We start from the raw sequence: 25267 nt of genomic DNA on the forward strand, positions 1-25267 counted from the left end.
CGCGCGTCCGTCAACCAACATATGTTTGAGGGCAGGCACCTCCCGCAAACGTGTCGAGGCGGAGTAGCGATGAACCGCCGCGTCGCGTGCCCATCACCAGTGATGGCGGGGGGCACAGATCAGCGCCCGCGCAGCCGCTCCAGCACCTCGGCGGAGGCGAAGCCATCCGCCGGTGCGCCGATCGAGGCCTGGAAGTTCCGCAGCGCCTCGCGGGTCTGGCCGCCGAACTGGCCGTCCGGCGTGCCGCGGTAGAAGCCGCGCTCGGCGAGCAGCTGCTGCAGCTCCAGCCGCTCCGCGCGCGACAGCGTGCGCTCCTCGCGCGGCCAAGCCTGGACGAACGGCTGGCCGCCGCGCAGCCGGTCGGCGAAATGGCCGATCGCGAGCGCGTAAGCCTCGGCCGGATTGTATTTCATGATGACGCGGAAATTCTGCATCATCAGAAAGCCGGGCCCTTGCGCGCCTGCCGGGGCCAGCAGATAGGCCTTGTCGGCCGAGCGCGGAAATGCCTGCCCGTTGGGGCGCTTCAGGCCCATCTGCTCCCATTGCGCCAGGGTCATGACCTTGGCGCGGTCCGCCAGCATGTAGTTGAAGCCCTGCGGCACCACGACCTCGTAGCCCCAGCTCTGGCCGGTCTGCCAGCCGTCCTTCTTGAGGTTGTTGGCCGTGGAGGCGATCAGGTCGGCGGCATTGTCGACCACGTCGCGGCGGCCGTCGCCGTCGGCATCGACCGCGTAGCGCTTGAACGCGGTCGGCATGAACTGGGTCGGGCCGAAGGCGCCGGCCCAGGAGCCGCGCATCTGTTCGGGCCTCAGGTCACCGTGATGGAGGATCTCCAGCGCCGACAGGAACTCTTCCTTGAAATAGGCCTGGCGGCGGCCGATGCAGGCGAGGGTCGCGGTGGACTGCAGCACGCTGCGATCGCCGATCTGGGTGGAATAGTTCGACTCGATGCCCCAGATCGCCGCGATGATGTAGCGGTCGACCCCGTAGGCCCGCTCGGTCGCATCGAACTGCGCCTTGTAGGTGGCGAGCACCTCGCGGCCCTTGGCCAGCCGGTTGTCGTTCACCAGGATATCCAGATACTCCCAGATCGACTTGGTGAACTCCGGCTGCGCATCGAGCAGGTCCATGATCCGCAGGTCGGGGGACAGCCCTGCCGTGAACCGCTGAAAACTCTCCTGCGAGATGCCGCGCCGTGCGGCATCGGGCCACATCCCGGCGATGCAGTTATCAAAATTCGCCGCCGCCTCGCGAATCGCAGCCGCCGTCATCAGCGGATGGCCGGAGGCGCCGTCCTCCCCGCTCCAGGGCAGCGGGCCGCCCCCCGGCGCCGGGGGCGTTGACTGCGCATTGCTCGCATTGCCCTTGGCGAAAGAGCCGGTGAAGAGATTGTCAAGAAAGTTCAAGGGATTGTTGCCGGACTGGGCGCGGACCGGGGTTGCGCAGGTGACGGCAGCGGCGAGTGCCACGGCGCCGGCCAGCAGAATCGCGGATGGTTCCGTTCGTCGTCCCATGTTCACTCGCTGCCTCACAAATCAGGCGTCCAGGAGGCCTTGTCTCGGTTTCCAGAAGATTAACGAACCTCCGGTTTCATCCGCAGGCAAATTTTCTGCAGCGCACCCTGGCTGTCTGGAACTGTTGGCCAACATCCGCCTTTGTTCTCGGCTGCAAACCAGCTACCAGGATGCGATCCATTTCGCATTCATATCTTTGCAAGGTCCAGTTTCGCCCCATGAAAATCCGCAAAGCTGTTTTTCCGGTCGCCGGCCTCGGCACCCGTGTCCTTCCCGCCACCAAAGCGATGCCGAAGGAGATGCTGACCATCGTCGACAGGCCGCTGATCCAATATGTGTTCGATGAGGCCAAGGAAGCGGGGATCGAGCATTTCGCGTTCGTGACCGGGCGCAACAAGACCGCGATCGAAGACCATTTCGACCGGATGTACGAGCTCGATGCGACTTTGGCCGCGCGCGGCAAGAAGACCGAGATGGAGATCCTTGCGCGCGACCAGCCGGAAGCCGGCGCAGTCAGCTTCACCCGGCAGCAATCGCCGCTCGGGCTTGGGCATGCGGTGTGGTGTGCCCGCGACATCATCGGTGACGAGCCGTTCGCGGTGGTGCTGCCGGACGAACTGGTCTTGAACAAGCCGGGCTGCCTCGCCCAGATGATCGCCGCCGCGGGCAAGCTGCCGGAGAAGTCCAATGTGCTGGCCGTGCAGGAGGTGCCGGCCGACCAGACCCATCAATACGGCATCTGCGGCGTCGGCAAGCGCGACGGCAAGATGTTCGAGGTCGACGGCATGGTCGAGAAGCCGGCGAAGGGCACGGCGCCATCGAACTTCTCGATCACCGGCCGCTATATCCTGCAGCCGGAGATCTTCAAGATCCTGGCAACGCAGGAGCGCGGCGCCGGCGGCGAGATCCAGCTCACCGATGCGATGATCGGCCTGTCCAAGACGCAAAAGTTCTATGGCGTGGAGTTCGAGGGCGAACGGCACGATTGCGGTTCGAAGTCGGGCTTCCTGCGCGCCAACATCGCCTTCGGCATGGCGCGCCCTGACCTGCGCGAAAGCTTGCGCGAGGACATGAGGAAATATCTCGAGGGCTGAGCCAAGGTGTCGTTTGAACGCTCGCAGGGCCGCGCATCCCGCGGCCCTTGTCGGTCTGAGAGCGCGACCTCGCGGTGATGGCAAGCTCTAGCCGGAGCCCGAGCCGCCGTCCGCGATGAGCGCCGAGCCGGTCATGTAGGTCAGCTCCGGAGCGGCCATCGCAACCGCGAATTCCGCGATTTCTTCCGGCTTAGCCATCCGCTTGATCCCCGGCAGATTGACGCGCGCCCACTGAGCGGCACCGATCTCCCACATCGCGTCGGGCATCGCCTCGGTGCCGCCGACGCGCCGGACCAGCGCGGTGTCGGTGGTGCCCGGTACGATCGCATTGATGCGGATGCCCTTCTCAGCATAGTCCAGCGCCGCCGACCGGACCAGGCCGATCAGGCCGGACTTGGTGGCGGTATAGACGCTGCGTCGGGCGCTGGTGCGATGCTCGTTCGACGACGAGGTGACGAGAATGGTGCCGCCCCCGCGCTTGAGCATTTCCGGGATCTGATACTTCATCGCGAAGAATACGCCGCGCAGATTGGTAGCGACGATGTCGTTCCATTCCGCCGCGGCGAATTCATGCAGCGGCTTTTCCAGCGTGATGCCGGCATTGTTCAGCGCAATGTCGAGCCCGTCGAATGTATCGACCGCCTGTCGGACGAAGTCTTCGACCTGGGCCTCCTCGCGCACATCGGCGCGGATGTAGCGCGCGCGACCACCCGCAGCCCGGATCTGCTCTTCGACCTCGCGACCCAACCCCTCGCGGCGGCCGCAGAAGGCCACCGCCGCGCCCTGGCGCGCGAACGCCAAGGCGGCGGCGCGGCCGATGCCGGACGTCGCCCCCGTGATCAGTACGACCTTTCCTGCAAAGCGCTTAGGCGCCTCGACGATAGTGGGGGCGGGCGAACGGCTCGCCTGCGCCAGCGCCACGCCGCCAACAGCGCCGAGCGCGATCCCGCCGGCGACGCCGGCGAGGGTGAGCGCCTTGCGGCGCGAGGGGGCTGGAGTGGTCGGTCGTTCGTCCATGGTTGTGCACTCCCTGCTTCTTGCGTTTGTGCCGCAATGTGAACGCTGATAACATCATTCTATGTAAAATATGATCACTGTCAACATGTGAGTTGGATGACCAAGCCGAGCCGCACAAAGCCTGTCCGAAAGCGCGCCGTTAAGGAGCCGCGCCCCTATCACCATGGTGATCTCAGGCGCGCGCTGATCGTGGCCGCGACCGAGCTTTTGGAGCGGGAAGGCGCCGAGGCGCTGTCGTTTCGCGCGGTCGCGCGCACCGCCGGCGTGTCACAATCGGCGCCCTACAATCATTTCTCCGGTAAGGAGGATCTGCTGGCGACGGTTGCCGAAGCCGGTTTTCGCGCGCTCGCATCTTCGCAGGCCGAAACCGCCGCGCGCGTGGCGGCGGGAGAGCAGCGCATGATCGCGCTCGGCCTGGATTATATTGGTTTTGCTGCGGCTCATCCGCAGCTCTATCGCCTGATGTTCGGCGTCGGCGTTCCCGATTGGCATGCCTATCCGCAGGTCTCCGAAGCCAAGCAGGCGAGCTTCGTGCCAATCCGGGCTGCGCTTGCCGAAAGCTCGGCGCTGACAAGCTCTATGCCGGCGCTCGATCATGCGGCGGTCGCTGCCTGGGGCCTCGCCCACGGGCTCGCCATGCTGCGCATCGATGGTTCATTGGGACGACGCAACGCGCCTGGCGCCATTCCTCCGGAAGAGGGGGCACTGCGATTGTTCGCGCGCGGGCTGAGGTATACGTTGGCCGGTGCGGGGGGCGAGGTCGAGCGATCCTCGTGAAAGCAGCCGCTGGCTGGCAGCTTATGGCTGCCCTTCGCCGGCTGCCCATAGCGCATCGAGGCCGGCGCGGTAATTCGGATAGCGCAAGCGAAGCGCGAGGTCCCGCTTGGCCCTTATATTCCGGACCCGCCGGTTGCTGGCATAGAAACTCCGCGCCATCGGCGACAGCTCCGCGGTCTCGAACGGCTGTTCCGGCGGCGCCGCCACGCCCATCAGCGATGCCGCATAGGCGATCACGTCCTGCGGCGGCGCCGGCTCGTCGTCGCAGATATTCCAGGTGCCGCCGGCCTTCGGTGCGATCGCGCCCATGATCGCCGCGGCCGCATCGTCGACATGGATGCGATTGAACACCTGGCCCGGCTTGACGATGCGTCGCGCCCGCCCGGCGCGGAGTTCGACCAGCGCATTACGACCGGGTCCATAGATGCCGCCAAGCCTGAGCACCGCGAGCCGGTCGCCGAGCCGCGCGCGCCATTGCGCCTCGACCTGCACTCTTGCCTTGACGCGATCATGCTCCGGCGCGAGCGGCGTGTCCTCGTCGATCCAGTCTCCCTGATGGTCAGCATAGACGCCGATGGTCGAAAGATAGATCACGCGCCGCGCATTGCCATCGGCGATCGCGCGGCCGAAGGCGCCGAGCACGGGATCGTCGGCTGGGCCCGGCGGCACGGAAATCAGGATCACGTCGGCGCGGGCGGCTTTGGCGATCGTCTCGGCAGCGGCTGTGGTGCCGTCGAACAGATCGAGCTCGAGCGGCGCAAGCCGCGCGCGCTTTTCTTCGGTGCGGACCGTTCCGGAGGTGTGGGCGAAGCGATCGCCGTAGTGCTGGACGAAACGCCCTGCGGTGTAGCCGAGGCCGATGACGAAGAGGTTCATGGGTCCGCCTTATCCTGGATGGCGATCGCCATCCGCGCTTGCGCTGGCACTTTCAATAGCCGATGTCATATAAGGACCGAAAGGAGACGGCGCGCGATGAGCTTCCAATCGATCTACCGGCACGGCTTTGCCCGGGTTGCGGCCTGTGTGACGACGTCGCACGTCGCCGATCCCGCCGCAAATGCGGCCGCGATCCTGGAGACGGCGCGAGCCTGCCTTGCGAGGTCCGCCGCGGTGGCCGTGTTCCCGGAGCTCTGCGTCTCCGGCTATGCAATCGAGGATCTCGTTAACCAAGACCCGCTGCTGGATGCCGTCCAGCGCGCCCTTGCCGACATCGTGGACGGATCGCGTGAGCTGATGTCGGTGCTGATCGTCGGCGCGCCGCTGCGGTTCGGCCATCGCATCTACAACTGCGCCGTCCTCATTCATCGCGGCCGGATCCTCGGCGTGGTGCCGAAGATCTATTTGCCGACCTATCGCGAGTTCTACGAGGGCCGCCATTTCGCGTCCGGCGCCGGCATCGTCGGCCAGCAGATCGAGGTCGCCGGCGCGACCGCGCCGTTTGGTACCGACCTGCTGTTTGCCGCCGATGACGTCGCGGGCCTCGTCGTCGGCGTCGAGATCTGCGAGGACATGTGGATTCCGGTCACTCCGGCCTCGGAGCTGGCGCTCGCCGGCGCCACCGTGCTCGTCAATCTCTCCGGCAGCCCGATCACGGTCGGGCGCGCGAGTTCGCGTTCGCTGCTGTGCCAGTCGACATCGGCGCGCTGTCTCGCTGCCTATATCTACGCAGCTGCCGGTGTCGGCGAATCCACCACCGACCTTGCCTGGGACGGCCAGACCTCGATCTTCGAGAATGGCGTGCTGCTTGCCGAAAGCGAGCGCTTCCTTCAGACCGGCCAGACCATCTTCGCCGATATCGATCTCGATCTGTTGCGCCAGGAACGTGCCCTGATGGGCACCTTCGACGACAATGCCCGCGTGCGCGCCAAGGACAGCGTGAGCTATCGCCGCATCGGCTTTGCGCTCGCGCCGCCCGCCGATGACATCGGCTTCGTCCGCAAGCTCGAGCGCTTCCCTTTCGTGCCGAGCGATCCGGCGCGGCTCGACCAGGACTGCTACGAGGCCTACAACATCCAGGTCGCCGGGCTCACGCAGCGGCTGCGCGCCACCGGCACCAAGCGCATCGTGATCGGCGTCTCAGGCGGCCTCGACTCGACGCATGCGCTGATCGTCGCCGCGAAGGCGATGGACCTGCTCGGCCTGCCGCGCACGAACATCCTCGCCTATAACCTCCCGGGCTTTGCCACCGGCAGCGCCAGCAAGGCCTACGCGCACGCCTTGATGCGCGCGCTCCAAGTCAGCGCCACCGAGCTCGACATCCGCCCGGCGGCGACGCAGATGCTGAAGGATATCGGCCATCCGTTCGGACGCGGCGAAGCGGTCTACGACATCACCTTCGAGAACGTGCAGGCGGGCCTGCGCACCGACTATCTGTTCCGCCTCGCCAATGACCGCGGCGGCATCGTGCTCGGCACCGGCGATCTGTCCGAGCTTGCGCTCGGCTGGTGCACCTATGGCGTCGGCGATCAGATGTCGCATTACAACGTCAATTCCGGCGTGCCGAAGACGCTGATCCAGCACCTGATCCGCTGGGTGGTCGCGACCCGGCAATTCTCTGATGAGGTCGGCAAGACGCTGGAGCAGGTTCTGGCGGCGGAGATCTCGCCGGAGCTGGTGCCGGTCGCGGAGGGCGAGACGCCGCAGAGTACGGAGGCCGCGATCGGCCCCTATGAGCTGCAGGACTTCAATTTGTTCTACACGCTGCGCTATGGCTTCCGTCCGTCGAAGATCGCGTTCATGGCGCATCACGCATGGAAAGATGCCGATGCCGGCGCGTGGCCGCCGGGCTTTCCGGCCGCCAAGCGGCGCGCCTATGCGCTCGCCGACATCAAGCATTGGCTGGAGGTGTTCCTGCGGCGCTTCTTCGCCTTCAGCCAGTTCAAGCGCTCGGCGATGCCGAACGGGCCGAAAGTGGTGGCCGGCGGCTCGCTATCGCCACGCGGCGACTGGCGCGCGCCGTCGGACGGCAACGCCGCGGCGTGGCTCGAGGAGCTCGCGCGCAACGTGCCGAGCGACGTCAAGGCTTGACCTGGCGCGGCCAAGCGATTTTCAACGGAGCATATGATGAGCATCACCGGCATTTCCTCGATGGCGACGCGGCAGATTCTGGCCGAGCTCGCGGCGGCGTATGAGGAGGCGACCGGCGAGGCGGTCACGATCGAATCCGTCGGCGGCGTCGATGCCGCCAAGCGCGTCCGCGCTGGCGAGCCGTTCGACATCGCGGTGCTTGCCTCGGACGCGCTGGCGAAGCTGGAGGCCGATGGTTGTCTCGTGCCCGGCAGCATCGTCAACATGGCGGAATCGCCGATGGCGCTGGCGGTGCGTGCAGGCAGCCCGCGGCCGGAGCTGAGCGAAGCCGGCGTGCGCGCGGCGATGGCGAACGCGCGTTCGATCGGCATCTCCACCGGCCCGAGCGGCACGCATGTGCTGAAGCTCGCCCGCGACTGGGGCCTGGAGGACGTGGTCAAGGATCGTATCGTGCAGGCGAAGCCCGGCATTCCCGTTGCGAAGCTGCTGGCCGATGGCGAGGTCGAACTTGGCTTCCAGCAGCTCAGCGAGATGATGGGCGCCCCCGGCATCGATGTCGTCGGTCTGTTGCCGGCCTCACTGCAGCCGGGCACGGTATTCGCCGCCGGCCTTTGCAAGGCTGCGACGCAGCCGGATGCCGCCCGCGCCTTCATCGCTTTTCTCGCCTCCGACGAAACCGCGGAGACCAAGCGGCGTCACGGCATGACGCCCGCGTGAGGCCGCAGGCTGCCGCTTCTGCGATTTTGCCAAGGTGGCGCTCCGAGGGCGATGAGCAACGACGCTTCGCCGCCGCCCCGCAAGGCAGCAATGATGAACGCGAAGGTCGACGGGAAAAGCGCCTGTTATCAATTGTTTGACGGCGTTGGTGGAGCCGGTGACAACCCAAGGTTAAAAAGGCGTAATCCGCAGGATGGAACTCCTATGTCGCGCGGGGGTTGGGCGTGCGTGAGTTCAACCAACGGAGATTCATTCATGAAGACGACTCAGCTCGCTATCGCCGTGCTTGTTGCCTCGACCCTGGCGGCCGCTCCTTTTGCCGCTCAGGCGAAATCGCACAAGACCAGGCATCATCACTCCGCGACCTCGTCGCAGACCACGACGGGCTCGAACATGCGCTCCGGCACCAGCGCCAATCCGTCGAGCCAGGGCAATGTCGGTCCGGGAACGAACCAGGCCGGCAGCATGTCGAAGTAAGCGAGTGAGCTTCCACTCAGCGACCACAAAGTAAGCTTCGTTCAGCGTAAGAAAGCCCCGGACCTCCGGGGCTTTCTTGACGCATGGGGGAGCGTGTCCCTGCAAGCCTGAGCAGACTGGGCCGCGTCGCCGGCGGGCTACGCGCTGCTGTTAGACGCCGGTCGAACCTGCCGGTTTGGTATAAGGTGTAGCCTCACCGATCGGGCGCGGGCGGGATGGCGAATAAGCTCACACGAAAGCTCAAGACCTTTCAAACTTCGCTCGGCTTTTTCGACCTGGCGATTGCGGCGCCGTCCATGAAGGCGGCGTTGGAGGCGTGGGGCGCGCGCAGCAATCTCTTCCATCAGGGTGCCGCCAGGGAAACCGACGATCGCGCGATCGTCGCCGCCACGCTGGCGAAGCCCGGCATCGTGCTCAAGCGCCCGGTCGGCACCAACCAGCCCTTCACCGAGCATGCCGGCCTGCCGACGAGGCTGGCAGGTCCCGAGCGCGACAGGCCACGGAAATCTCCTCGTACACCAGCGCGCCCATCGTCGCGGACGACCGATAAGGCGGCAGAGCGCACGGCGGCGCTGGCATTCGCGCGGGCGCAGAAGCAGCGCGCGGCCGAGCGGCAGAAGGAAGAGGCCGCGCTGGTGAAGGCGCGCGCCCGGCGCGACACGGCGGCGGCGAAGGCGCAAGCGGCGCTCGAGAAGGCCCGGCGCGCGCATGAGGCAAGAGCTGATGCCATCGAAACCGAGCGCGCCGCGCTCGATGAGCGGACGCAGGCCGAGGCTGAGCGATGGGGGCAGGAGAAGGCGAAGCTGGAAGCCGCGCTGCGCCGGGCCCGGGAACAGGGATAAGCACTGCTGAAAAAAACAGAGTAGGCTGTGTCGACCCGGCCATGTCCCGTTCGTCTTTGAACCGTATGGGATGCATGGAGAGCAAGGCATGAGCACATCGCGCTATCGGTGGGTCATCGTCGCGGCCGGCGGTCTTCTGGGCTGCGTCGCGATCGGAGGAATGTTTTCGCTGCCGGTCTTCCTCAAGCCGATCGCGGCCGACACCGGCTGGTCGGTGGCCGGCGTGTCCAGCGCGATGACGATCGGCTTCCTGGCCATGGCCTTCACCAGCATGGGCTGGGGCACGCTCTCCGATCGCGTCGGGCCGCTTCCGGTGGTGCTGACCGGTTCGATCCTGCTGGTGGTGAGCCTGGCGCTGGCCAGCTTCGCCTCCTCGCTGATCACGTTTCAGCTGATGTTCGGCCTCATGGTCGGCGGCGCGACGGCCGCGATCTTCGCGCCGATGATGGCGACCGTCACCGGCTGGTTCGAGACTCATCGCAGCCTCGCGGTGTCGCTGGTCTCGGCCGGCATGGGCATGGCGCCGATGACCATGTCGCCGCTCGCGGCCTGGCTGGTTTCGAGCCACGATTGGCGGACCTCGATGCGGCTCATCGCCGTCGTCGTCGCTGCGATCATGATCCCGGTGTCGCTGCTGGTGCGGCGTGCGCCCGCACCCGAGCGCCGCGAAGCCGCCGCGCCCGGGCAGGATACCGCGCCGTCCGAGATGACGCTGTCGCAGGCGGTGCGCTCGCCGCAGTTCATGATCCTGCTCGCCACCAACTTCTTCTGCTGCGCCACGCATTCGGGCCCGATCATCCATACCGTGAGCTATGCGGTCTCCTGCGGCATTCCGCTGATCGCGGCGGTGACGATCTACAGCGTCGAGGGCCTCGCCGGGATGGGCGGCCGGATCGCATTCGGTCTGCTTGGCGACCGCTTCGGCGCCAAGCGCGTACTGGTGCTCGGCCTGCTGGCGCAGGCCTTCGGTGCACTGGCCTATGTCTTCGTGCGCGAGCTCGCCGCGTTCTATTCCGTCGCCGCGCTGTTCGGCTTCATCTATGCCGGCACCATGCCGCTCTACGCCGCGATCGCGCGGGAGAATTTTCCGCTGCGGATGATGGGCACCGTCATCGGCGGCACCGCCATGGCCGGCAGCCTCGGCATGGCGACCGGTCCGCTCGCCGGCGGCCTGATCTACGACGCCTTTTCCAGCTATGCTTGGCTCTACATCGGCTCCTGGCTGATGGGCCTCGGCGCCTTCCTGATCGCCATGACGTTCAGGCCGTTCCCGAAGTTGGAGCCGGAGCCCGCGCCGGCGCAGGTGTCGGCGTAGGTCGAGGCTTAGCCGGTGGTCGCGATGGGCTCGCGTTCCAGCCAAAAGCCAGGGGCTTGGTACCAGACCTGCTCCATCTCGGCATGCGCAGGGGCGCCGAGATGGAGCGCGCAAATTGGGATCTTCAAGGGCGCCAAGCCCTTCATCGCACTTTCCAAGCGTTGGCTGGCTTCGGCATCACGCTGCCCAACGCAAGGAAAGATGCTGACTCCGCCGATCGATGATACCGCAAAAGCGTTGCCGCGCCGGGTGGCACGCAGCAGGAAGCCCCGCCAAGATTCGGTGGTCAGTGGCAGCAGAAGCCTGCCGCCCTCGGCCAAGCGCTCGAGCCATCCTCGCGACGGATGCGTGCATCCGGCGAACACGATGATCGCATCAAACTCGCCGGCTTCGATGTGGCCATCATTTGAGATCACATCGATCTGCGGCCAGCCCGCAAGGTTCGAGCGAGCCTGTGATGCCAGCTCAGTGTCGATTTCGACGGCAGTGACCAAACCATCGGGGCCGATGATCTCTGCTATCACGGCCGAATAGTAGCCGGTGCCGGCGCCGATCTGGAGAACGCGCTCCCCCGGCCTCAGGTCGAGCCGGTCCAGATTGCGTGCCCAGAAGCTCGGCATTCCGTTGTTGAGATTGCGGCTGGCGTCGATCGAGACAAGGATGTCATGATAAAGCCAGCGCGGGTCATTGTCGGGCGTCAGAAACGGCTCGTCGTAGGGAGACGGGATGATGCGCCAAGGGCCGGGACCGACGAATTGCTCGCGGGGGACCACGGCAAATGCCCGGATCAGTTCCGGATTGGCCAGCACCGGGGTCTTGTAGCGCAAGTCTTCAGCGTACCAGCGACGCGCTGCCGCCAGGCATGTGTCCATGAGGCTTTCTCCTGTCGCGGTTGGACAGATACGATGCGATCACGACCCGCTCGCGCGGACAGGCTCAAAAAAAATTTGGATGGCCTGTCCGCATCCGGCGAGTCTGATCGCATAGTGATCGTCATGGAACGAACGACACTTTCCTCGGTGAGCAGCGTCGCGGTGGCCCGGTCTGCGGCCGATGTTTGGGGCGCGATCCAGGCGCTATCCGAAGCCGATCTCGTGCGGCTCCGGGCGCTGGCGCATCTCTGGAGCCGGGGGTTGCCGGGAGGGCTTGGCTGGACCGACATCCTCCACGAAGCGATCGTCCGCGTTCTCGACGGATCGCGTCCCTGGCCATTTGGCGTCGCCATTCTGCCGTTTCTGGCCGGAGTCATGCGCAGCATCTGCGACGATCAGTGGCGGCGTGCACGGTATGAGCAGCGGCTTCTGGTGAGCTGCGACGATCCGGACCAGGGCCGCGACGAGCCCGCTGACGATGCTCCGGATTCCGAGCGGATCGTCAGTTCGGTCAACGCGCTGGCTGATATCTATCGGCTCTTCTCGGCCGATCCGGTGGTGTTGAAGATCATAGCAGGGATGGCGTGCGGCCTGACAGCAAAGGACATCTGCCGGACCTACGACATTTCCGATCTCGACTACGACACCGCGCGGCGACGCATGCGCCGCACTCTCATGCGCCATCAACGAACCTGGAGCGTGCCGTGACCCGTTGGCAACCACCTCATGAACTGGTCCGCCTGCTCGATGCGCTGAGCGAGGAAATCCTCACCGCGACGGACGAGGACGTGCGGCAAATGCACGGAGGGCAGCTCGCGATGACAGCCGGTGAAGTCGATGTGCTCGTCAAGGCCGCATGCGCGGAAGCCGAGGGATGTGCCACCAAAGGTCTTGGGACGGGCCCGGTCGAGCCGGGAGTTGCTCCGCAATCGGACGGGTCTGCGCGCCTATCGCTGCATCAGCGGCATTGAGCCGGTGCCGCGCGCTTTGTCAGGCGATCGTTCGCTCCGCCAAGACGATGGCCTCCGCAAAGCGCTCGCGCGCCGTCGCGTAGCGATCGATGAACTCTGCAATGCAATCGTCTGCCGGTGCACCGGTTCGCGCGTGCTCGACGAACATTGGCACGCCGTAGACCGAGCGATGCATGTCTCGAATGCCGGCGACGAGTGCCAGGCGGTCCGTGTCCGATAGCGCAGCGAGCGGCGTGTTGTTCGGACTACGCGCGAGACGAGCGATCAACCACCCGGTCGCATCCGCCTCCGCTCGCAGATGTAGCCGCTCCGATTGCCACGCCGTGATGTCCCGTGCGATCATCCGCATGACAATCGCATGACGGCCGGACGGCAGCGTGAGCCGTTTCGCCAGCCATTTCCGAACGAGTGCAGGGTAATTCACGTAGAGCCGCAATCAATCCAAGGTCGGGACGCGGATAAAGCTCTTGAAATGTCTCTTGCTGATGACAGTCGCTCGTCGGCAAGCTGCTCTTGTCATAAGATCTACTTCTGACCATGCTTGAACGGCGCTTATGGCCAATATCAAGGCACGTCCGTCGCGTGACGACGAAAGGAGATGCGCGGTGGAGCGATCGGCCAGACCGCTGCACCATGCGATCACGCTGCGACAGATGCGCGCATTTCTGTTGACGGTTGAAAGATCCAGCGCGTCGGCTGCCGCACGCCTGCTCGGCGTCTCGCAGTCGGCCGTGAGCCAGCAGCTTCAGGAAATGGAGAAGCTGCTGCAGGTGAAACTGCTCGAACGTGTCGGTGTCCGGATATTGCCCACGCAGGCGGGGCGCGCATTGATGGCACCGGTGCGGCAGGCGCTCGCTGCGGTCGAGCGGATGGAGCCCGCGATTGCCGAATTCCGCAACGATGGCACGGGAACGGTCCGTCTTGGGACCGGTGCGACGGCCTGCATCCATTTTCTTCCGAAACCGCTGGCGCAAATCCGTGCTCAATTACCGAAGCTGCAGGTCCTCGTCGTCACGGGGAACACCGACGAGATCGTCAAGGGCGTCGAGAACGGCTCGATCGATGTCGGCTTGATCACGGGCGATCCGGCTCGCCCGAATCCCACGATCCACGTCGAAGAGATCCTGGTTGAAGATCTCGTCGCGATCGTGCCGAAAGCGAACGCGTGCCGACTTCCTGAGACCTTGCGTCCGCGCGACCTCGCAGGCCTGCCGCTGATCCTGTTCCACCCGGCGGGACGCACTCGCGATATCATCGACGCGTGGTTCCAGCGCGATGGTGTCAAGCCGATCGCCGCGATGGAGCTCGGCAGCATCGAGGCCATCAAGACGCTCGTTGGTGCCGGTCTCGGCGCATCGCTGATTCCCCGTCTTGCGACCAATTGTCTCGGCCCCGACATCGTCAGCCGGCCGATCACAGGGCCGATCCAACGGCGGCTTTGTCTCGCATTGCGCATCGACAAGGTGCTCGATGCAGGACTGCGGACCACGCTTGCTCAGCTGCGCTCGGCAGCGGCGCATATGAGTTAGGTACTCATAAGCAGAAGCATTGCTTCCCATTAGGCAGCGTTTTGCGATTGTTACATTCTTGTGTTTCGTCCTCCCTAAGGTCCGGCCGAGCTGCGGTCACGTAAGTGAAGCAATCGAGCTGGAGGGAGACGAGCCTTGAACCTGCCAAAAGTGAATGTCGATTTCGAGACGGCGCCCGGACCGGTCGGCGGTGAGCTCGCTTGGCGCACCGTCGATCTCGAAAACAACCAGAGCTGGATTCACCGTCTGGACGAGAACGAGATCGCCGAGCTGGAACAGGCGGCCGCGGGGACCAAGGAACGAGGAATCGACATCCTCGACATCCGCAAGGAGGATTTCCCGCTGTCCCACGTTGCCCCCAAGCTCGCCTTGCTGCGCAACGACATTCTGAATCGTTTTGGCTTCGGTTACATGCGCGGGCTGCCGGTCGCCAAATACGATCGCGACATGCTGATGCGCATCTACTGGGGCTTGTCTTTGCATCTCGGCGACATCGTGCCGCAGAACCGCAACGGCCACATGATCGGTCATGTCATCGATATCGGCACCAAGGTCGACGATTACAACAAGCGTCTGACGCAGACGTCGGCCGGCCTGTCGTTCCATTCCGATTCCTGCGACGTCGTCGGCCTCGTGTGCATCCATACCGCAATGCGTGGCGGCGAAAGCGCGCTGGTCAGTGCGATCGCCGTCCATGACGAGATGATGCGCCAGGCGCCGGAACTCTGCCGGGCGCTCTATCAGCCAGTGACGGTGGATCGCCGCGGCGAGGTGCCTGAAGGCAAGCAGCCCTGGATGCGCATTCCCGTATTCATGTGGCAGGGCGGACAACTCAATGCCTACGCGCCGCTGGAAGAATATCTCAATTCGGCTCGCCGATTCGAGGATGCGCCGAAGATGACGGACCAGCAATGGGAAGCGACGAAGCTGTTTTTCTCGATCTGCAACGATCCGACCTTCTCGATCAAGGTCCCGTTCGAGCCCGGCGATTTCCAGTTCGTGCAGAACCATGTCGTCCTGCATTCGCGCACCTCGTTCGAGGACTGGCCCGATCAGGCCGAGAAACGCCATCTGATGCGCATTTGGCTCTCCTTCCCGGACGGCCGTGAGCTTCATCCGGCCATTGCGGAGCGCTGGGTCAACATCGCCCGCGGCACCGTGCGCGGCGGCGTCAACATCCCCAACCGGAAGGCGCTCTCGATTCCCATGGAGCCGATGACGCCGGCATTTGCGTAACGATCGGAAGCCGCGGGACAAGCGTCTCGCGGCTTCTCCCGGAGGACGAAGGCTGCCGTGAGGAGTGCGATGAATCTATTGAGCGTGCGCGACGTATCGAAGTCGTTCGGCCGCGCAACGATCCTTTCCGATATTGCACTCGACGTAAAGGATGGCGAGATCATCAGCCTGCTCGGGCCATCGGGGTCCGGCAAGTCCACGCTGCTGCGCATCATCGCCGGGCTGGAGCAGCCGGATCGCGGCGTGATCCAGCTCGACGGACGCGATGTCACGACGACCGCACCGGGGCCGCGCGGCATCGCGATGGTATTTCAGAATCTCGCGCTTTATCCGCATCTGACGGCACGGCAGAACATCGCGCTTCCGTTGCGGATCAGGCGCCTGTCCCGGCTGCAGCGGCTGTTGAGTCCGCTGCGGCTGTCGCGGCACGTTCGCGCGATCGAGCGTGAGATCGATCGGCAGGTCGCGAACCTCGCCGAGAAGCTGGCCATCGACACCCAGTTGGATAAGGTCCCGGCGCGACTGTCCGGCGGGCAGCGGCAGCGGGTGGCGATCGGCCGGGCGATCATCCGCGAGAGTCGCCTGCTGCTGTTGGATGAACCGCTGTCGAGCCTGGATGCGAAGCTTCGCGTTCAGGCGCGCGAGGAAATTCTCGAGCTGCGGCGCAATTTCGGCCTGACCTGCATCTTCGTCACGCACGACCAAGGTGAAGCACTGGCCATTTCCGATCGCGTTGCCGTGATGCTGAACGGGCGCATCACCCAGTTTGCGCCCCCCGCCGCGATCTATCGCAGTCCCGCGACCCTCGATGTCGCCCGGTTCGTCGGCTCGCCCGCCATCAATTGCATCGAGGGCGTCGCCGACGGACATGGGCTGGTGCGGGCGGGGCTTCACACCTTCACCGCGCCTCGTCCGCTTGCGGCGGGCACCCGATTGACGGTGGCGTTCCGGCCCGAGCATGTGCAGATCAAGTCGGGTGCGCAGGCGGCGTTGCCCGGCTATCAGATCGCCCGCACGGAGGACTACGGTCACGAGGGGCTGGTTCATCTCCGCAGCGTGGACGACAGCACGACGCTGATCGGCCGAATCTCCGCGCCGGTCCGTATCGGCATCGGCGATCATGTGACGGTCTCGGTGTCCGAGCGCGACATTCATCTCTTTTCGGAAGCCGGTGAACGTCTCGATGCCGAGCCTTTCGGGGTGTCGCATTATGCGCGCGCCTGATGTCGTGACGCGGTCACGCCTCGACCTCGTGCCTTACATGCTGGTCGGCCCAGCCGTCGTGCTGCTCGTCGTGATGATCCTGTTTCCGCTGTTGCTGGTGGCAGGTACTTCCTTGACCGATTGGCAGATCGGCGCGGGCTGGCCGAACTTCGCCGGCCTCGACACCTACAGGGAGTTGCTGGCCGATCCGGACTTCCGCGAAGCGGTTGCCAATACGGTTCAGTACGGCCTGATGGCGGTGCCGACGACCACAGCGCTCGGGTTGCTCGCAGCCTTGTTGATCTCATCCTGCGGCCGCGGCGCGGCCGTATACCGCCTCATCCTGTTCGTGCCTTCGGTCGCGACCTTGGCGGCGATGGCGGTCGCCTGGCAAATGCTGTTCAGCCCGGCCGTCGGCGGCATCCCGCAGCTCGTGCGCGCGCTGGGCTATGTGCCGGGCAATTGGCTGCAGGACCGGACGACGGCGCTGCCGATTCTGGCGCTGATCGGGGTCTGGAGCGAAGCCGGCTTTGCGATGCTATTCTTCCTCGCGGGGTTGAAATCCGTTCCGCGCGAACTGCACGAGGCGATGGCGCTGGATAATGGCGGCATGGCCGAGCGGCTGTTTCACGTGGTCCTGCCGCATCTTGCTCCGATCTCGGTGTTCGTGCTGGCGTTCACGGCGTTGCGCGCGCTGCGCGTCTTCGACACGGTCGCGATCGTCACCCGTGGCGGACCGGAGAAGTCGACGCTGGTGATCCTCTACTACATCTATCAGCAGGGCTTTCAACTGTTCCGGACCAATCTGGCGGCCGGCGCCTCGGTGCTGTTCGTTGTCGCCGTTATCCTGCTTAGCGCTGTGCAGCTGCTTGGCCGGACCGCCGGGGGCAAGCGATGATCGGCTCTCGCCGCATCCTGGCCGTCCTGTGCCATTGTATCCTGCTCATCGCATCGGCGTTGACGCTCGTGCCGATGCTCTGGGCCATACGGATCTCGTTCTTCCCGGCTGGGGAGCTGTTCTCCCGAGACTTTCATCTGCTGCCCAGCCGTTGGATCGGTTTCGAGAACTATCGGCGGGCGCTCTCGGCCACGCCGCTGCTGCACTACCTCGAGAACGGTGCGATCGTCTGCGCTGCGATCGTCATCTGCCAGCTTGCGGTCGCGATCCCCTGTGCCTATGCGCTGGCGAAGTTCGACTTCCGCGGCCGCGGCCTGATCTTCGGAATGGTCATTGTCGGGCTCGTCGTCCCACCGGCGGCGCTGGTGCTGCCGCTGTTCGTGATGGCGGCGGAAACCGGCCTTGTCGATACGTATACGAGCCTCGTGCTGCCATGGACGATCTCGGCGCTCGGCATTTTCCTGCTTCGACAGGCTTTCCGGCAGGTTCCGGACGAGGTGATCGAAGCCGCGCGGCTCGACGGCCTCGCCGAGTTCGAGATCCTGTTGCGTGTGCTCGTTCCCATGATCGCGCCCGCGATCGGCGCGCTGGTGATGCTCTCGCTCGTCGCGCATTGGAACGACCTGCTTTGGCCGTCGATCGCGATCACGTCGGGCGCCAAGGCCACGCCGCCGTTCGGCGTGATGCTGTTTCAGGTCCAGGAGCTCGGCTCGGATAACGGTCCACTGATGGCTGGCGCGATCCTGATCGCAGCGCCGCTGCTTCTGGCCTTTCTTCTCACGCAGCGCACCGTTCTCGACGGTCTCACCTGGACCGATTCGAAATGAACATGGCCGGCGAACGACACCCCCGAACAGGAGCTTGATATGAAACGAATGCGGTCCATCCTGCTGGCCCTGACGTCGATCGTCGCGACGGTCAAGGCGGCTGCCGCGGTCGAGATCTCGGTATTGTATCCGCAGCCTTATCTCTACCAGGCGCCGATCGAGGAGATCGTCAAGAAGTTCGCCGAGAAGCGGCCCGATATCCAGATCAAGCTGCTGGCGCCGACCAAGAACTACGAGGAAGCGGCGAGCGCGGTGCTGCGCAGCGCGATCGCCGGCGGGATGCCCGATGTCGTCTTCAATGGCACGAACCTGATGCACCTGTTCGTCGACCGCAAGCTGGCGGTCAGCCTCGATGGTTTCGTCGGGGCGGAGAAGGAATGGAACAAGCAGGGCTATGTCCCCGGTATGGTCTCGACGGGCGTCGTCAACGGCCAGCTCTATGGCCTTCCCTTCGCGCTCTCGACCCCGATCATGTATGTCAATGTCGATCTGCTCAAACGTGCCGGCGGCAGTCCGGATGCCTTGCCTCAGACCTGGCCCGCGGTCCTGGATCTGGCGCAGAAGATCACCAACAAGGAAGCCGGTACCGACGGCAGCTATCTGCTGTGGACCACGACCGGAAATTATCTTTGGCAGGAACTGCTGTTCACTCATGGCGGCGAGATGTTGTCATCCGACGGCAAGTCGGTCGGCTTCGATACGCCGGCGGGCCTGAAGACCTTCGAGGTTCTGCACGACCTCGTCACGCAAGGCGGCATGGAGAACCTGACGGACGAGCAGGCGACGCAGGCCTTCATCGCCGGGCGGATCGGACTGTTCTTCTGCTCGTCCGCCCGCGTCAACAACTTCACCAAGCAGATCGGCAACCGGTTCGAGTTGCGCACGGCGCCGTTCCCGGGTCCGACGCCGGACTCCAAGGTCGTGTCCGGCGGCGCGACGATGATGATCTTCGCCAAGGATGCGGAGAAGCAGGCGGCGGCCTGGGAGTTCATCAAGTTCGCGGCCGGGCCGGTCGGTCAGACCATCATGGTCCGCCACATCGGCTATATGCCCTCGAACCGGATCGCGATCGATACGCCCGAGATGCTCGGGAATTTCTACCGGGACAATCCCAACATGCGCACCGCGATCACGCAGCTGCCGCGCGCGACGCGCTGGCTCGGCTTTCCCGGTTCGAACAGCCTGAAGGCAATTCAGGTGATTTACGACGGCATGGAGAGCGTGGTCGCCGGACGCGTCGCGCCCAAGGAAGCACTCGATCGTTCGGCGACGCAGATCCAAGCGTTGCTACCGAAATAGTGCGGTGAGCCTGTCGCGTCCAAATCCGGCTGTCCAAGTCCGGCTTATGAGCGGCATTAGAACAATCGCGTTCTATTCGATGGCGCGTTGCTGCATGATTCGATGACATCTCGGCGGGGCGCTTCCGCCGGGATCGAACATGATCGCAACACCAGACGAAATGAAAAATCCCGGAGCTGTCATGACCATCGTCGACCCGCCGCGCGCGAACATCGTTGCCGTTCGAGATGCCGAGGAAAGGGATATGGCGCAGGTCCAGGCGATCTATTCCCACTTTGTCCTCAACGGCCTCGCCACGTTCGAAGAGGTCGAGCCGAGCGCCGAAGAGATGATATCGCGCCGCGCATCGGTGCTGGCGGCCGGCCTGCCTTATCTCGTTGCGGAGGCCGACGGGCGAATCGCGGGATACAGCTACGCGACCTCGTACCGGCCGCGTCCTGCCTATCGTCATACGGTCGAGAACTCGGTCTATGTCGCCGATGGCCTGCACGGGCGCGGCGTCGGAACGGCCCTCCTGACGGCGCTCATCGCACGCTGCGAGGCGGGGCCTTGGCGGCAGATGATCGCCGTGATCGGCAACCGCGGCAACGCAGGGTCGATCGCCTTGCATACGAAGCTGGACTTCCAGCCGGTCGGGACGTTGTCGGCCGTCGGCTTCAAGCTCGGACGCTGGGTCGACACCGTGCTGATGCAAAGAGCGCTCGGACCTGGATCAGCCTCGCTCCCCGGGGGCAGCTCGCACGCGGCGACATAGTTGCCGCGTTCTCGATCCATCGCCGACAGCAAAGCCCGGGGATGCTAAACTAAGGCTATCGTGATCGACGGAGCAGAAGCGATGCGCCTGGCAGTCATTTCGGACATCCACGGAAACCTTGCCGCTTTGGAGGCCGTGCTCGCCGACATCAAGCAACGTGCGGTCGATGTGACGGTCAATCTCGGCGATTGCGTCACCAGCCCTCTCTGGCCGAAGGAGACCTTTGAAGCCCTCGAATCGCTCGCTTTGCCCACCGTGCGCGGAAACCATGACCGCTGGATCGAGGAATATCCCGAGGACAAACTTTCGCGGGCAGGAAGGTCTGCGCGGAGCGCGTTGAGTGCCGAGCAGCGACAGGCGCTATACAATCTGCCATCTCGTCTCGATCTGGGTGGCGGGATCCTGGCCTGCCATGGCACGCCCGATGACGATTGCACGTTTCTGTTGGAGGAGGCGCTCGACGACGGCCGGCTCGTGCCGGCACGTCGTGAAGTTGTACGAACGCGTTTGGGAGGTGCGGCGTCGGCGCGCGTCGTCTTGTGCGGTCACAGCCACCGGCAAGCCGTCGTTCACGGACCGGGCGAATGCCTTATTCTAAATCCCGGCAGCGTGGGGTGCCCGGTATTTGCCGACATTCCATTTGCCGCGAACCTCGAATATCGGTCGCCGCACGCCCGCTATGCCCTCCTCACCAAGAGGGACAAGAGGTGGCAAGTTGAACTGCTTGCCTTGGACTACGACTGGGCGTCCGCATCTACGCGCGCCCTCGCCAATGGTCGTCCCGAATGGGCGCAGGCGCTGTCGTCGGGATGCGTTGGATGAAGCCGCGGAGGATCATCGCGCCGCAACCTGCCACACGAGCAGGCGTTGCTCGAGCAGCGACATCGCAATCGAGGTGAAATACCCGGTGGCGCCGAGCAGGATTACGCCGGCGAATAGGTCGGGGGATCGGAATGCGCGGGCTGACAGCAGCACCCAATGGCCCAGCCCGTCGAGACCAGCGAGGATCTCGCACACGACCGAGAGGATCAGCGCGACGGTGAGGCTCAGTCGCATGCCCGCAACGATGTCGGGAAGCGCCGAAGGCAGCGCGATCTTGCAAATGATCGCACTACGCGACATCTGCAGCGCGCTGGCGACCTCGTACAGGCGAGGTTCGACCGCTGCGAAACCGTGGATGGTCGCGAGCATGATTGGCCAGATTGCTCCGAAGGCGATCACAAACAGGGCCATGCCTTGCGTCAGGCCCAGCAAAGCGATCGCGATCGGAATGACTGCCGAGACCGGCAGGGGGCGCAAGAATTCCAGGGACGGCGCGACGTAGGTGCGCATCAACCGCGAGGATCCGATCAGCGCGCCCAGTGCAACGCCGGCGACCGAGGCGGCAAGCCAGCCATAGGCCATGTGCTCGAGCGTTCCGGCCAGCTTGCCCGCGAGATCCCCGTTCGTGAAGCCGCGTACCAGAGCGGCCCAGGCGCGGTCGGGGCCGGGGAGGAACACCGGCGAGACCAGCCTTAGATCGGCGGCGAGCTGCCACAGCGCGACGAAGCCAGCAGCGACGCCAATACTCGCGATGCGCCAGAGGATCGAGACGGGGGTCATTGGTTTGCTCCGGCGAGCGCGGCACGGCCGAACAGACGAAGTTGGGCCGTGACCAACAATGCGTTGAGCCCGTAGCCGATCACCCCGATCCAGACGAGATAGGCGAGCATCAGATCCGCTCGCAGCGCCTGTTGGGCCAGCATGATGCCGGCACCAAGCCCGATCGGATTGATCGCGATCTCGACCGTGACGGCGACGATCAGCGCGATGCCGGCCGAGAGTCGGAAAGCGACGAAGATCCGCGGTAACGCGGACGGGATGACGATCTTGGTGATCCGCTGGAGCGCCGTCAGCCGCAGGGCGCGCGACACCTCGACTAGGCGTGGCTCGACGCCGCGAACCGCGCTCCGCGTCAGGATCAGCATCGGCCAGACGCACGCGAAAGCCACGATCACGATCTCCATCCGGTAGCCGAAGCCGAGCGCGATCAGCGCAATCGGCAGCAGGGCGACCGAAGGGATCGGGCGGATTGCCTCGATAGTTACTTCCATCAGCCGGTCGAGCGGCCGCGACATGCCGAAGGCAATGCCGAGCGCGAGCCCGATGGTGCTCCCGATTGCAAGCCCCGCGAAGGTCGCGAACAGCGTGTCGCGTGTCGCGGCCGGGATCGAGAGATCGGCAAGCGCCCCGGCTAACGCCACGATGACAGCGCTCGGCGGTGCGAGGCTGTCGCTCTGCAGGTGGGTGAAGCGTGCCCAAACTTCGAGCGCCAGCAGTATCGCCAGCGGCAACAGCAAAGGCTTGGCACGCGCAAAACTCATGCCTCGGTCGCCTTGATGAAGTCGAACAATTGCCGCCGCAGCCGCAGGAATTCCGGATGCTCGCGGGTGGCGAGCTGGTCGCGCGGGCGGGGCAGGGTGACGTCGAGTTCTATGCCGATCCGTCCCGAATGCGGCAGCAGACCGATGACGCGGTCGCCGAGATAGATCGCTTCGTCGAGATCGTGGGTCACGAAGATCACGGTGGTCTTGCTCGCCTGCGTCAGCGAGAGGACCTCGTCCTGCAGGGCTTGGCGCGTCATGGCGTCCAACGCGCCGAACGGCTCGTCCATCAACAGCGTCGTTGGCTCCTGCGCGAGGCAGCGGGCGATCTGAAGCCGCTGTTGCATGCCGCCCGACATCTCGGACGGATATTTGGAGCCTTGGTCAGGCAGGCCGACCTTGCGCAGCAGCGCTTCGACACGCGCGGCGCGCTCGCGGGCGGGCACGCGGCCTGCTTCCAGCGCTAGCGAAACATTGCCTGAAGCCGTTCGCCATGGCAGTAGCGCCTTGCCGTAATCCTGGAAGACGATTGCGACCTCGCGGCGCGGCTCGGTTATCGGCTCACCCTCGAAGATCACGGCGCCTTCGCTCGGCCGGTAGAGGCCTGCGGCGAGCCGCAGGGCCGTGGTCTTCCCGCAGCCGGAGGCCCCGACGATGCACAGGAATTCGCCTGGGCGGACCTCAAGGTGCAGCTTCTCGATAATGGTCTTGCCGCCGAGCCGGAGCGTCGCGCCATCGAACGCGATCAGGGGCTTCTGGCGCCGCCATGCGCGCGCCTCGTCCAGGCTTGCAAGGACGCTCATGATTGCCCCTCGTCGCTTGACGGATACACGAAGTCGATGGTCGAGCGCAGATGCGCCTCCAGCATCATTTGCGCGGCGGCAACGTCGCGCGCGAGCACGCGATCGGCGAGCATCTGGTGACTATGGATGAAATCTTCGCCGCTCGCGATCGCGCGCATCATCACGCGGCGGTAGCGGTAGGCTTGGTCGTAGAGGTCGGAATGGGCGGCGAGCATCCGCTGCGAGCCGCAGGCCGCCAGCAGGGAGGTGTGAAAGCCCTTGTGCAGCCGGTCGAAGTCGGCGGCGCCTTCGCGGAATTCGTTTCCGGTTCGCTCGATATGGCGGCGCATCTGATGCAGCGCACTCAGGATGCCGGCCTCCCAGGCGTCGTCGCCGCGCTTGATGGCAAGCCGAACCGCGGCGATCTCGATCGCCGTACGCATGCAGGTGATGTCGGCGAGATCTTCGCGGCTGATCTCGGCGACGCGAAACCCACGCTGGCCGATGCCGACGATCAACCCGCGTGACATCAGCCGCGAGAGGCCTTCGCGCAGCGGCGTGGCGCCGATCTCGTAGCGCTGCACCAGCTCGACGATGCCGAGGCGCGACCCTGGCGGGAGATGTCCCGCGAGGATGTCCTGTTCGATGAGAGAGGCTGCGCGCTCGCTCAGCGTGCCGCCTTCGGCCACAGGACGGTTGAGCGCGCGTTCGGAAACCGGCATCGAGGGAGCCTTCAGTTCAGCACCAGCTTTCTGACATCAAGTTTGGATTGCAGCATCTTTTGCGACGCCATGACTTCGATCCACCAGGCGAGATCTTCCGGCTTCAGTTTCGGCTCGGAGTGGTTCGGCGGTGTCGCCCTGACGAGATCGAGCGGTTGTTTGGTAAATTTGGCGATCGAGGCGGAGGCCTTCTCACGGTCGCCGTTGACGATCGCCGCAGCTTCCGCAATCGCTTCGCGGAACTTAGCGACCGTTGCCGCATTCTTCTCGGCCCATTCGCGCGATGCCGCATAGAAGATGATCGGATCGGCGCGGGCGAGATCGACTGCATAGCGCGCGCCGATCGAGCCGAGTCCGGCGTTGGTCATGCGGGTGACGAAAGGCTCGGCCGTGAGCACCGCGTCGACGCCGCCGGACTTGATGATGTCGGCCATGGTCGGAAAGGTCACCTCGACGAAGTTGACGCTCTTCGGATCAACGCCTTTCTCCACGAGCCATTTCACGAACAGGACGTGCAGGAAGGCGTTGAGGCCGGGCGCCCCAACCTTCTTGCCGACGAAATCCTTCGGCTCATTGATGGTGATGCCGTTACGGACGAAGGCGGTGATGGCGGCGTTCGATGTCGGACTCATGACCGAGGCGCCCGCGATTGCGACGAGGTCGAGGCCGCCATCGACAGCCTGCAGGAAGACGGTGGAGGTCGGCCCGCCGACCTGGATCGAGTCGGAGAGGATCGCCGCCGGAATGTTCGAGTTGATCGCAATCGGTGTCATCTCGACGTTCAGCCCGTGCTTTTTGAAAATGCCCTCGTCGACGGCAACCATGGCCGACGCGCAATCAGACGTGGCCGTACAGCCGATTTGAATCTTTGCCTGAGCCAGAGCTGCCCCGGTCAAGGCACCAAAAGCCGCAATAAAAACGCCGTGACCGAGCGCGACCCTCATCAAAGTCTGCCTCAACAGCATCCGCCTCACCGCGCTCTCCCGATTTCATATTTTTAAGTCTTGTTTATCGATATTTTCTTTGATCAT

The 25267-nt window shown here is 64.7% G+C and carries 27 protein-coding genes; 17 read left to right on the top strand and 10 right to left on the bottom strand.

The genetic code is table 11. The annotated features are described in order from the left end of the window. Positions 1-119 precede the first annotated feature (119 nt). A complete protein-coding gene (locus tag QXZ85_RS25285; protein WP_315702997.1) occupies positions 120-1514 on the bottom strand; it encodes a lytic murein transglycosylase in 1395 nt (464 codons plus the stop codon). Between the two features lie 218 nt (positions 1515-1732). On the opposite strand from QXZ85_RS25285, the gene galU reads away from it, so the two are divergent. Then, positions 1733-2608 (top strand): UTP--glucose-1-phosphate uridylyltransferase GalU, encoded by an 876-nt coding sequence (gene galU / locus QXZ85_RS25290; RefSeq protein WP_315702998.1) that lies wholly within the window; start codon positions 1733-1735, stop codon positions 2606-2608. Between the two features lie 87 nt (positions 2609-2695). Here galU and QXZ85_RS25295 read toward each other — a convergent pair whose 3' ends face one another. Next, the gene (locus QXZ85_RS25295) at positions 2696-3625 is read right to left on the bottom strand and encodes an SDR family NAD(P)-dependent oxidoreductase (RefSeq protein WP_315702999.1); all 930 of its coding nucleotides are present in this window, start codon (positions 3623-3625) and stop codon (positions 2696-2698) included. Positions 3626-3721: 96 nt separating this feature from the next. Here QXZ85_RS25295 and QXZ85_RS25300 point away from each other — a divergent pair, with 96 nt between their 5' ends. Further along, on the top strand, positions 3722-4402 hold the full coding sequence (locus QXZ85_RS25300; RefSeq protein ID WP_315703000.1) for a TetR/AcrR family transcriptional regulator: 681 nt from the start codon (positions 3722-3724) through the stop codon (positions 4400-4402). A gap of 21 nt (positions 4403-4423) precedes the next feature. Here QXZ85_RS25300 and QXZ85_RS25305 read toward each other — a convergent pair whose 3' ends face one another. Then, the gene (locus QXZ85_RS25305; protein ID WP_315703001.1) at positions 4424-5278 is read right to left on the bottom strand and encodes an NAD-dependent epimerase/dehydratase family protein; all 855 of its coding nucleotides are present in this window, start codon (positions 5276-5278) and stop codon (positions 4424-4426) included. 96 nt (positions 5279-5374) lie between these two features. Here QXZ85_RS25305 and QXZ85_RS25310 point away from each other — a divergent pair, with 96 nt between their 5' ends. From QXZ85_RS25310 to QXZ85_RS25330, 5 genes are all read left to right on the top strand, one after another. Then, positions 5375-7429 (top strand): NAD(+) synthase, encoded by a 2055-nt coding sequence (locus QXZ85_RS25310; protein ID WP_316174974.1) that lies wholly within the window; start codon positions 5375-5377, stop codon positions 7427-7429. 36 nt (positions 7430-7465) lie between these two features. After that, positions 7466-8146, top strand: coding sequence for a substrate-binding domain-containing protein (locus tag QXZ85_RS25315; RefSeq protein ID WP_315703003.1), 681 nt, complete (start codon positions 7466-7468; stop codon positions 8144-8146). Between the two features lie 255 nt (positions 8147-8401). Then, a complete protein-coding gene (locus QXZ85_RS25320; protein ID WP_315703004.1) occupies positions 8402-8623 on the top strand; it encodes a hypothetical protein in 222 nt (73 codons plus the stop codon). 215 nt (positions 8624-8838) lie between these two features. Next, positions 8839-9465, top strand: a complete 627-nt coding sequence (locus tag QXZ85_RS25325; protein ID WP_315763862.1) for a cell envelope biogenesis protein TolA — start codon at positions 8839-8841, stop codon at positions 9463-9465. A gap of 88 nt (positions 9466-9553) precedes the next feature. After that, positions 9554-10780, top strand: coding sequence for an MFS transporter (locus QXZ85_RS25330; RefSeq protein WP_316174972.1), 1227 nt, complete (start codon positions 9554-9556; stop codon positions 10778-10780). A gap of 8 nt (positions 10781-10788) precedes the next feature. Here QXZ85_RS25330 and QXZ85_RS25335 read toward each other — a convergent pair whose 3' ends face one another. Further along, the gene (locus QXZ85_RS25335) at positions 10789-11652 is read right to left on the bottom strand and encodes a protein-L-isoaspartate O-methyltransferase family protein (protein ID WP_315703007.1); all 864 of its coding nucleotides are present in this window, start codon (positions 11650-11652) and stop codon (positions 10789-10791) included. Between the two features lie 123 nt (positions 11653-11775). On the opposite strand from QXZ85_RS25335, the gene QXZ85_RS25340 reads away from it, so the two are divergent. Both QXZ85_RS25340 and QXZ85_RS25345 read left to right on the top strand, forming a co-directional pair. Further along, the gene (locus tag QXZ85_RS25340) at positions 11776-12360 is read left to right on the top strand and encodes a sigma-70 family RNA polymerase sigma factor (protein ID WP_315703008.1); all 585 of its coding nucleotides are present in this window, start codon (positions 11776-11778) and stop codon (positions 12358-12360) included. After that, on the top strand, positions 12357-12623 hold the full coding sequence (locus QXZ85_RS25345; protein ID WP_315743904.1) for a hypothetical protein: 267 nt from the start codon (positions 12357-12359) through the stop codon (positions 12621-12623). Before QXZ85_RS25340 ends, QXZ85_RS25345 begins: the two co-directional genes overlap by 4 nt. Before the next feature lie 19 nt (positions 12624-12642). Here the strand turns inward: QXZ85_RS25345 and QXZ85_RS25350 are convergent, their stop codons facing one another. Continuing rightward, complete coding sequence (locus QXZ85_RS25350) at positions 12643-13047, bottom strand: hypothetical protein (RefSeq protein ID WP_315743903.1); 405 nt, start codon at positions 13045-13047, stop codon at positions 12643-12645. 181 nt (positions 13048-13228) lie between these two features. Between QXZ85_RS25350 and QXZ85_RS25355 the strand changes: the two genes are divergently transcribed. The 8 genes from QXZ85_RS25355 (at position 13229) to QXZ85_RS25390 (ending at position 21191) form a co-directional block, all read left to right on the top strand. Continuing rightward, the gene (locus QXZ85_RS25355; RefSeq protein ID WP_316174969.1) at positions 13229-14152 is read left to right on the top strand and encodes a LysR family transcriptional regulator; all 924 of its coding nucleotides are present in this window, start codon (positions 13229-13231) and stop codon (positions 14150-14152) included. A gap of 135 nt (positions 14153-14287) precedes the next feature. Beyond that, positions 14288-15388: a TauD/TfdA family dioxygenase gene (locus QXZ85_RS25360; protein ID WP_315703012.1), complete on the top strand. Its 1101-nt coding sequence runs from the start codon at positions 14288-14290 to the stop codon at positions 15386-15388. Between the two features lie 69 nt (positions 15389-15457). Continuing rightward, positions 15458-16612, top strand: a complete 1155-nt coding sequence (locus QXZ85_RS25365; protein WP_315768819.1) for an ABC transporter ATP-binding protein — start codon at positions 15458-15460, stop codon at positions 16610-16612. Further along, positions 16599-17489 (top strand): sugar ABC transporter permease, encoded by an 891-nt coding sequence (locus tag QXZ85_RS25370; RefSeq protein ID WP_315763871.1) that lies wholly within the window; start codon positions 16599-16601, stop codon positions 17487-17489. The genes QXZ85_RS25365 and QXZ85_RS25370 overlap by 14 nt, the downstream gene beginning before the upstream one ends. Beyond that, complete coding sequence (locus tag QXZ85_RS25375; RefSeq protein ID WP_315743900.1) at positions 17486-18316, top strand: carbohydrate ABC transporter permease; 831 nt, start codon at positions 17486-17488, stop codon at positions 18314-18316. The genes QXZ85_RS25370 and QXZ85_RS25375 overlap by 4 nt, the downstream gene beginning before the upstream one ends. A 39-nt stretch (positions 18317-18355) precedes the next feature. Then, positions 18356-19615, top strand: coding sequence for an ABC transporter substrate-binding protein (locus QXZ85_RS25380; RefSeq protein WP_315768821.1), 1260 nt, complete (start codon positions 18356-18358; stop codon positions 19613-19615). A gap of 181 nt (positions 19616-19796) precedes the next feature. Continuing rightward, on the top strand, positions 19797-20369 hold the full coding sequence (locus QXZ85_RS25385) for a GNAT family N-acetyltransferase (RefSeq protein ID WP_315703017.1): 573 nt from the start codon (positions 19797-19799) through the stop codon (positions 20367-20369). Between the two features lie 81 nt (positions 20370-20450). Beyond that, positions 20451-21191 (top strand): metallophosphoesterase family protein, encoded by a 741-nt coding sequence (locus QXZ85_RS25390; RefSeq protein ID WP_315768832.1) that lies wholly within the window; start codon positions 20451-20453, stop codon positions 21189-21191. 12 nt (positions 21192-21203) lie between these two features. Here the strand turns inward: QXZ85_RS25390 and QXZ85_RS25395 are convergent, their stop codons facing one another. Genes QXZ85_RS25395 through QXZ85_RS25415 form a run of 5 tightly spaced genes read right to left on the bottom strand, consistent with a single transcriptional unit; the run spans position 21204 to position 25201 of the window. Then, positions 21204-21971: an ABC transporter permease gene (locus QXZ85_RS25395; protein WP_315703019.1), complete on the bottom strand. Its 768-nt coding sequence runs from the start codon at positions 21969-21971 to the stop codon at positions 21204-21206. Further along, on the bottom strand, positions 21968-22732 hold the full coding sequence (locus QXZ85_RS25400; protein WP_315763880.1) for an ABC transporter permease: 765 nt from the start codon (positions 22730-22732) through the stop codon (positions 21968-21970). The genes QXZ85_RS25395 and QXZ85_RS25400 overlap by 4 nt, the downstream gene beginning before the upstream one ends. Next, positions 22729-23535: an ABC transporter ATP-binding protein gene (locus tag QXZ85_RS25405; protein ID WP_316174964.1), complete on the bottom strand. Its 807-nt coding sequence runs from the start codon at positions 23533-23535 to the stop codon at positions 22729-22731. Before QXZ85_RS25405 ends, QXZ85_RS25400 begins: the two co-directional genes overlap by 4 nt. After that, positions 23532-24236, bottom strand: coding sequence for a GntR family transcriptional regulator (locus QXZ85_RS25410; protein ID WP_315703022.1), 705 nt, complete (start codon positions 24234-24236; stop codon positions 23532-23534). Before QXZ85_RS25410 ends, QXZ85_RS25405 begins: the two co-directional genes overlap by 4 nt. An 11-nt stretch (positions 24237-24247) precedes the next feature. After that, complete coding sequence (locus QXZ85_RS25415; protein ID WP_316228792.1) at positions 24248-25201, bottom strand: ABC transporter substrate-binding protein; 954 nt, start codon at positions 25199-25201, stop codon at positions 24248-24250. Positions 25202-25267 lie beyond the last annotated feature (66 nt).

Source organism: Bradyrhizobium sp. SZCCHNGR1005, from assembly GCF_032489995.1.
GTDB lineage: Bacteria > Pseudomonadota > Alphaproteobacteria > Rhizobiales > Xanthobacteraceae > Bradyrhizobium.

Coding starts and splice junctions, on each gene's coding strand:
- QXZ85_RS25370 (WP_315763871.1), top strand. CDS start 16,599: ATGCGCGCGCCTGATGTCGTGACGCGGTCACGCCTCGACCTCGTGCCT.
- QXZ85_RS25395 (WP_315703019.1), bottom strand. CDS start 21,971: ATGACCCCCGTCTCGATCCTCTGGCGCATCGCGAGTATTGGCGTCGCT.
- QXZ85_RS25390 (WP_315768832.1), top strand. CDS start 20,451: ATGCGCCTGGCAGTCATTTCGGACATCCACGGAAACCTTGCCGCTTTG.
- QXZ85_RS25415 (WP_316228792.1), bottom strand. CDS start 25,201: ATGCTGTTGAGGCAGACTTTGATGAGGGTCGCGCTCGGTCACGGCGTT.
- QXZ85_RS25410 (WP_315703022.1), bottom strand. CDS start 24,236: ATGCCGGTTTCCGAACGCGCGCTCAACCGTCCTGTGGCCGAAGGCGGC.
- QXZ85_RS25375 (WP_315743900.1), top strand. CDS start 17,486: ATGATCGGCTCTCGCCGCATCCTGGCCGTCCTGTGCCATTGTATCCTG.
- QXZ85_RS25305 (WP_315703001.1), bottom strand. CDS start 5,278: ATGAACCTCTTCGTCATCGGCCTCGGCTACACCGCAGGGCGTTTCGTC.
- QXZ85_RS25365 (WP_315768819.1), top strand. CDS start 15,458: ATGAATCTATTGAGCGTGCGCGACGTATCGAAGTCGTTCGGCCGCGCA.
- QXZ85_RS25335 (WP_315703007.1), bottom strand. CDS start 11,652: ATGGACACATGCCTGGCGGCAGCGCGTCGCTGGTACGCTGAAGACTTG.
- QXZ85_RS25300 (WP_315703000.1), top strand. CDS start 3,722: ATGACCAAGCCGAGCCGCACAAAGCCTGTCCGAAAGCGCGCCGTTAAG.
- QXZ85_RS25400 (WP_315763880.1), bottom strand. CDS start 22,732: ATGAGTTTTGCGCGTGCCAAGCCTTTGCTGTTGCCGCTGGCGATACTG.
- QXZ85_RS25385 (WP_315703017.1), top strand. CDS start 19,797: ATGACCATCGTCGACCCGCCGCGCGCGAACATCGTTGCCGTTCGAGAT.
- QXZ85_RS25315 (WP_315703003.1), top strand. CDS start 7,466: ATGAGCATCACCGGCATTTCCTCGATGGCGACGCGGCAGATTCTGGCC.
- QXZ85_RS25285 (WP_315702997.1), bottom strand. CDS start 1,514: ATGGGACGACGAACGGAACCATCCGCGATTCTGCTGGCCGGCGCCGTG.
- QXZ85_RS25340 (WP_315703008.1), top strand. CDS start 11,776: ATGGAACGAACGACACTTTCCTCGGTGAGCAGCGTCGCGGTGGCCCGG.
- QXZ85_RS25380 (WP_315768821.1), top strand. CDS start 18,356: ATGAAACGAATGCGGTCCATCCTGCTGGCCCTGACGTCGATCGTCGCG.
- QXZ85_RS25330 (WP_316174972.1), top strand. CDS start 9,554: ATGAGCACATCGCGCTATCGGTGGGTCATCGTCGCGGCCGGCGGTCTT.
- QXZ85_RS25405 (WP_316174964.1), bottom strand. CDS start 23,535: ATGAGCGTCCTTGCAAGCCTGGACGAGGCGCGCGCATGGCGGCGCCAG.
- QXZ85_RS25325 (WP_315763862.1), top strand. CDS start 8,839: ATGGCGAATAAGCTCACACGAAAGCTCAAGACCTTTCAAACTTCGCTC.
- galU (WP_315702998.1), top strand. CDS start 1,733: ATGAAAATCCGCAAAGCTGTTTTTCCGGTCGCCGGCCTCGGCACCCGT.
- QXZ85_RS25320 (WP_315703004.1), top strand. CDS start 8,402: ATGAAGACGACTCAGCTCGCTATCGCCGTGCTTGTTGCCTCGACCCTG.
- QXZ85_RS25310 (WP_316174974.1), top strand. CDS start 5,375: ATGAGCTTCCAATCGATCTACCGGCACGGCTTTGCCCGGGTTGCGGCC.
- QXZ85_RS25295 (WP_315702999.1), bottom strand. CDS start 3,625: ATGGACGAACGACCGACCACTCCAGCCCCCTCGCGCCGCAAGGCGCTC.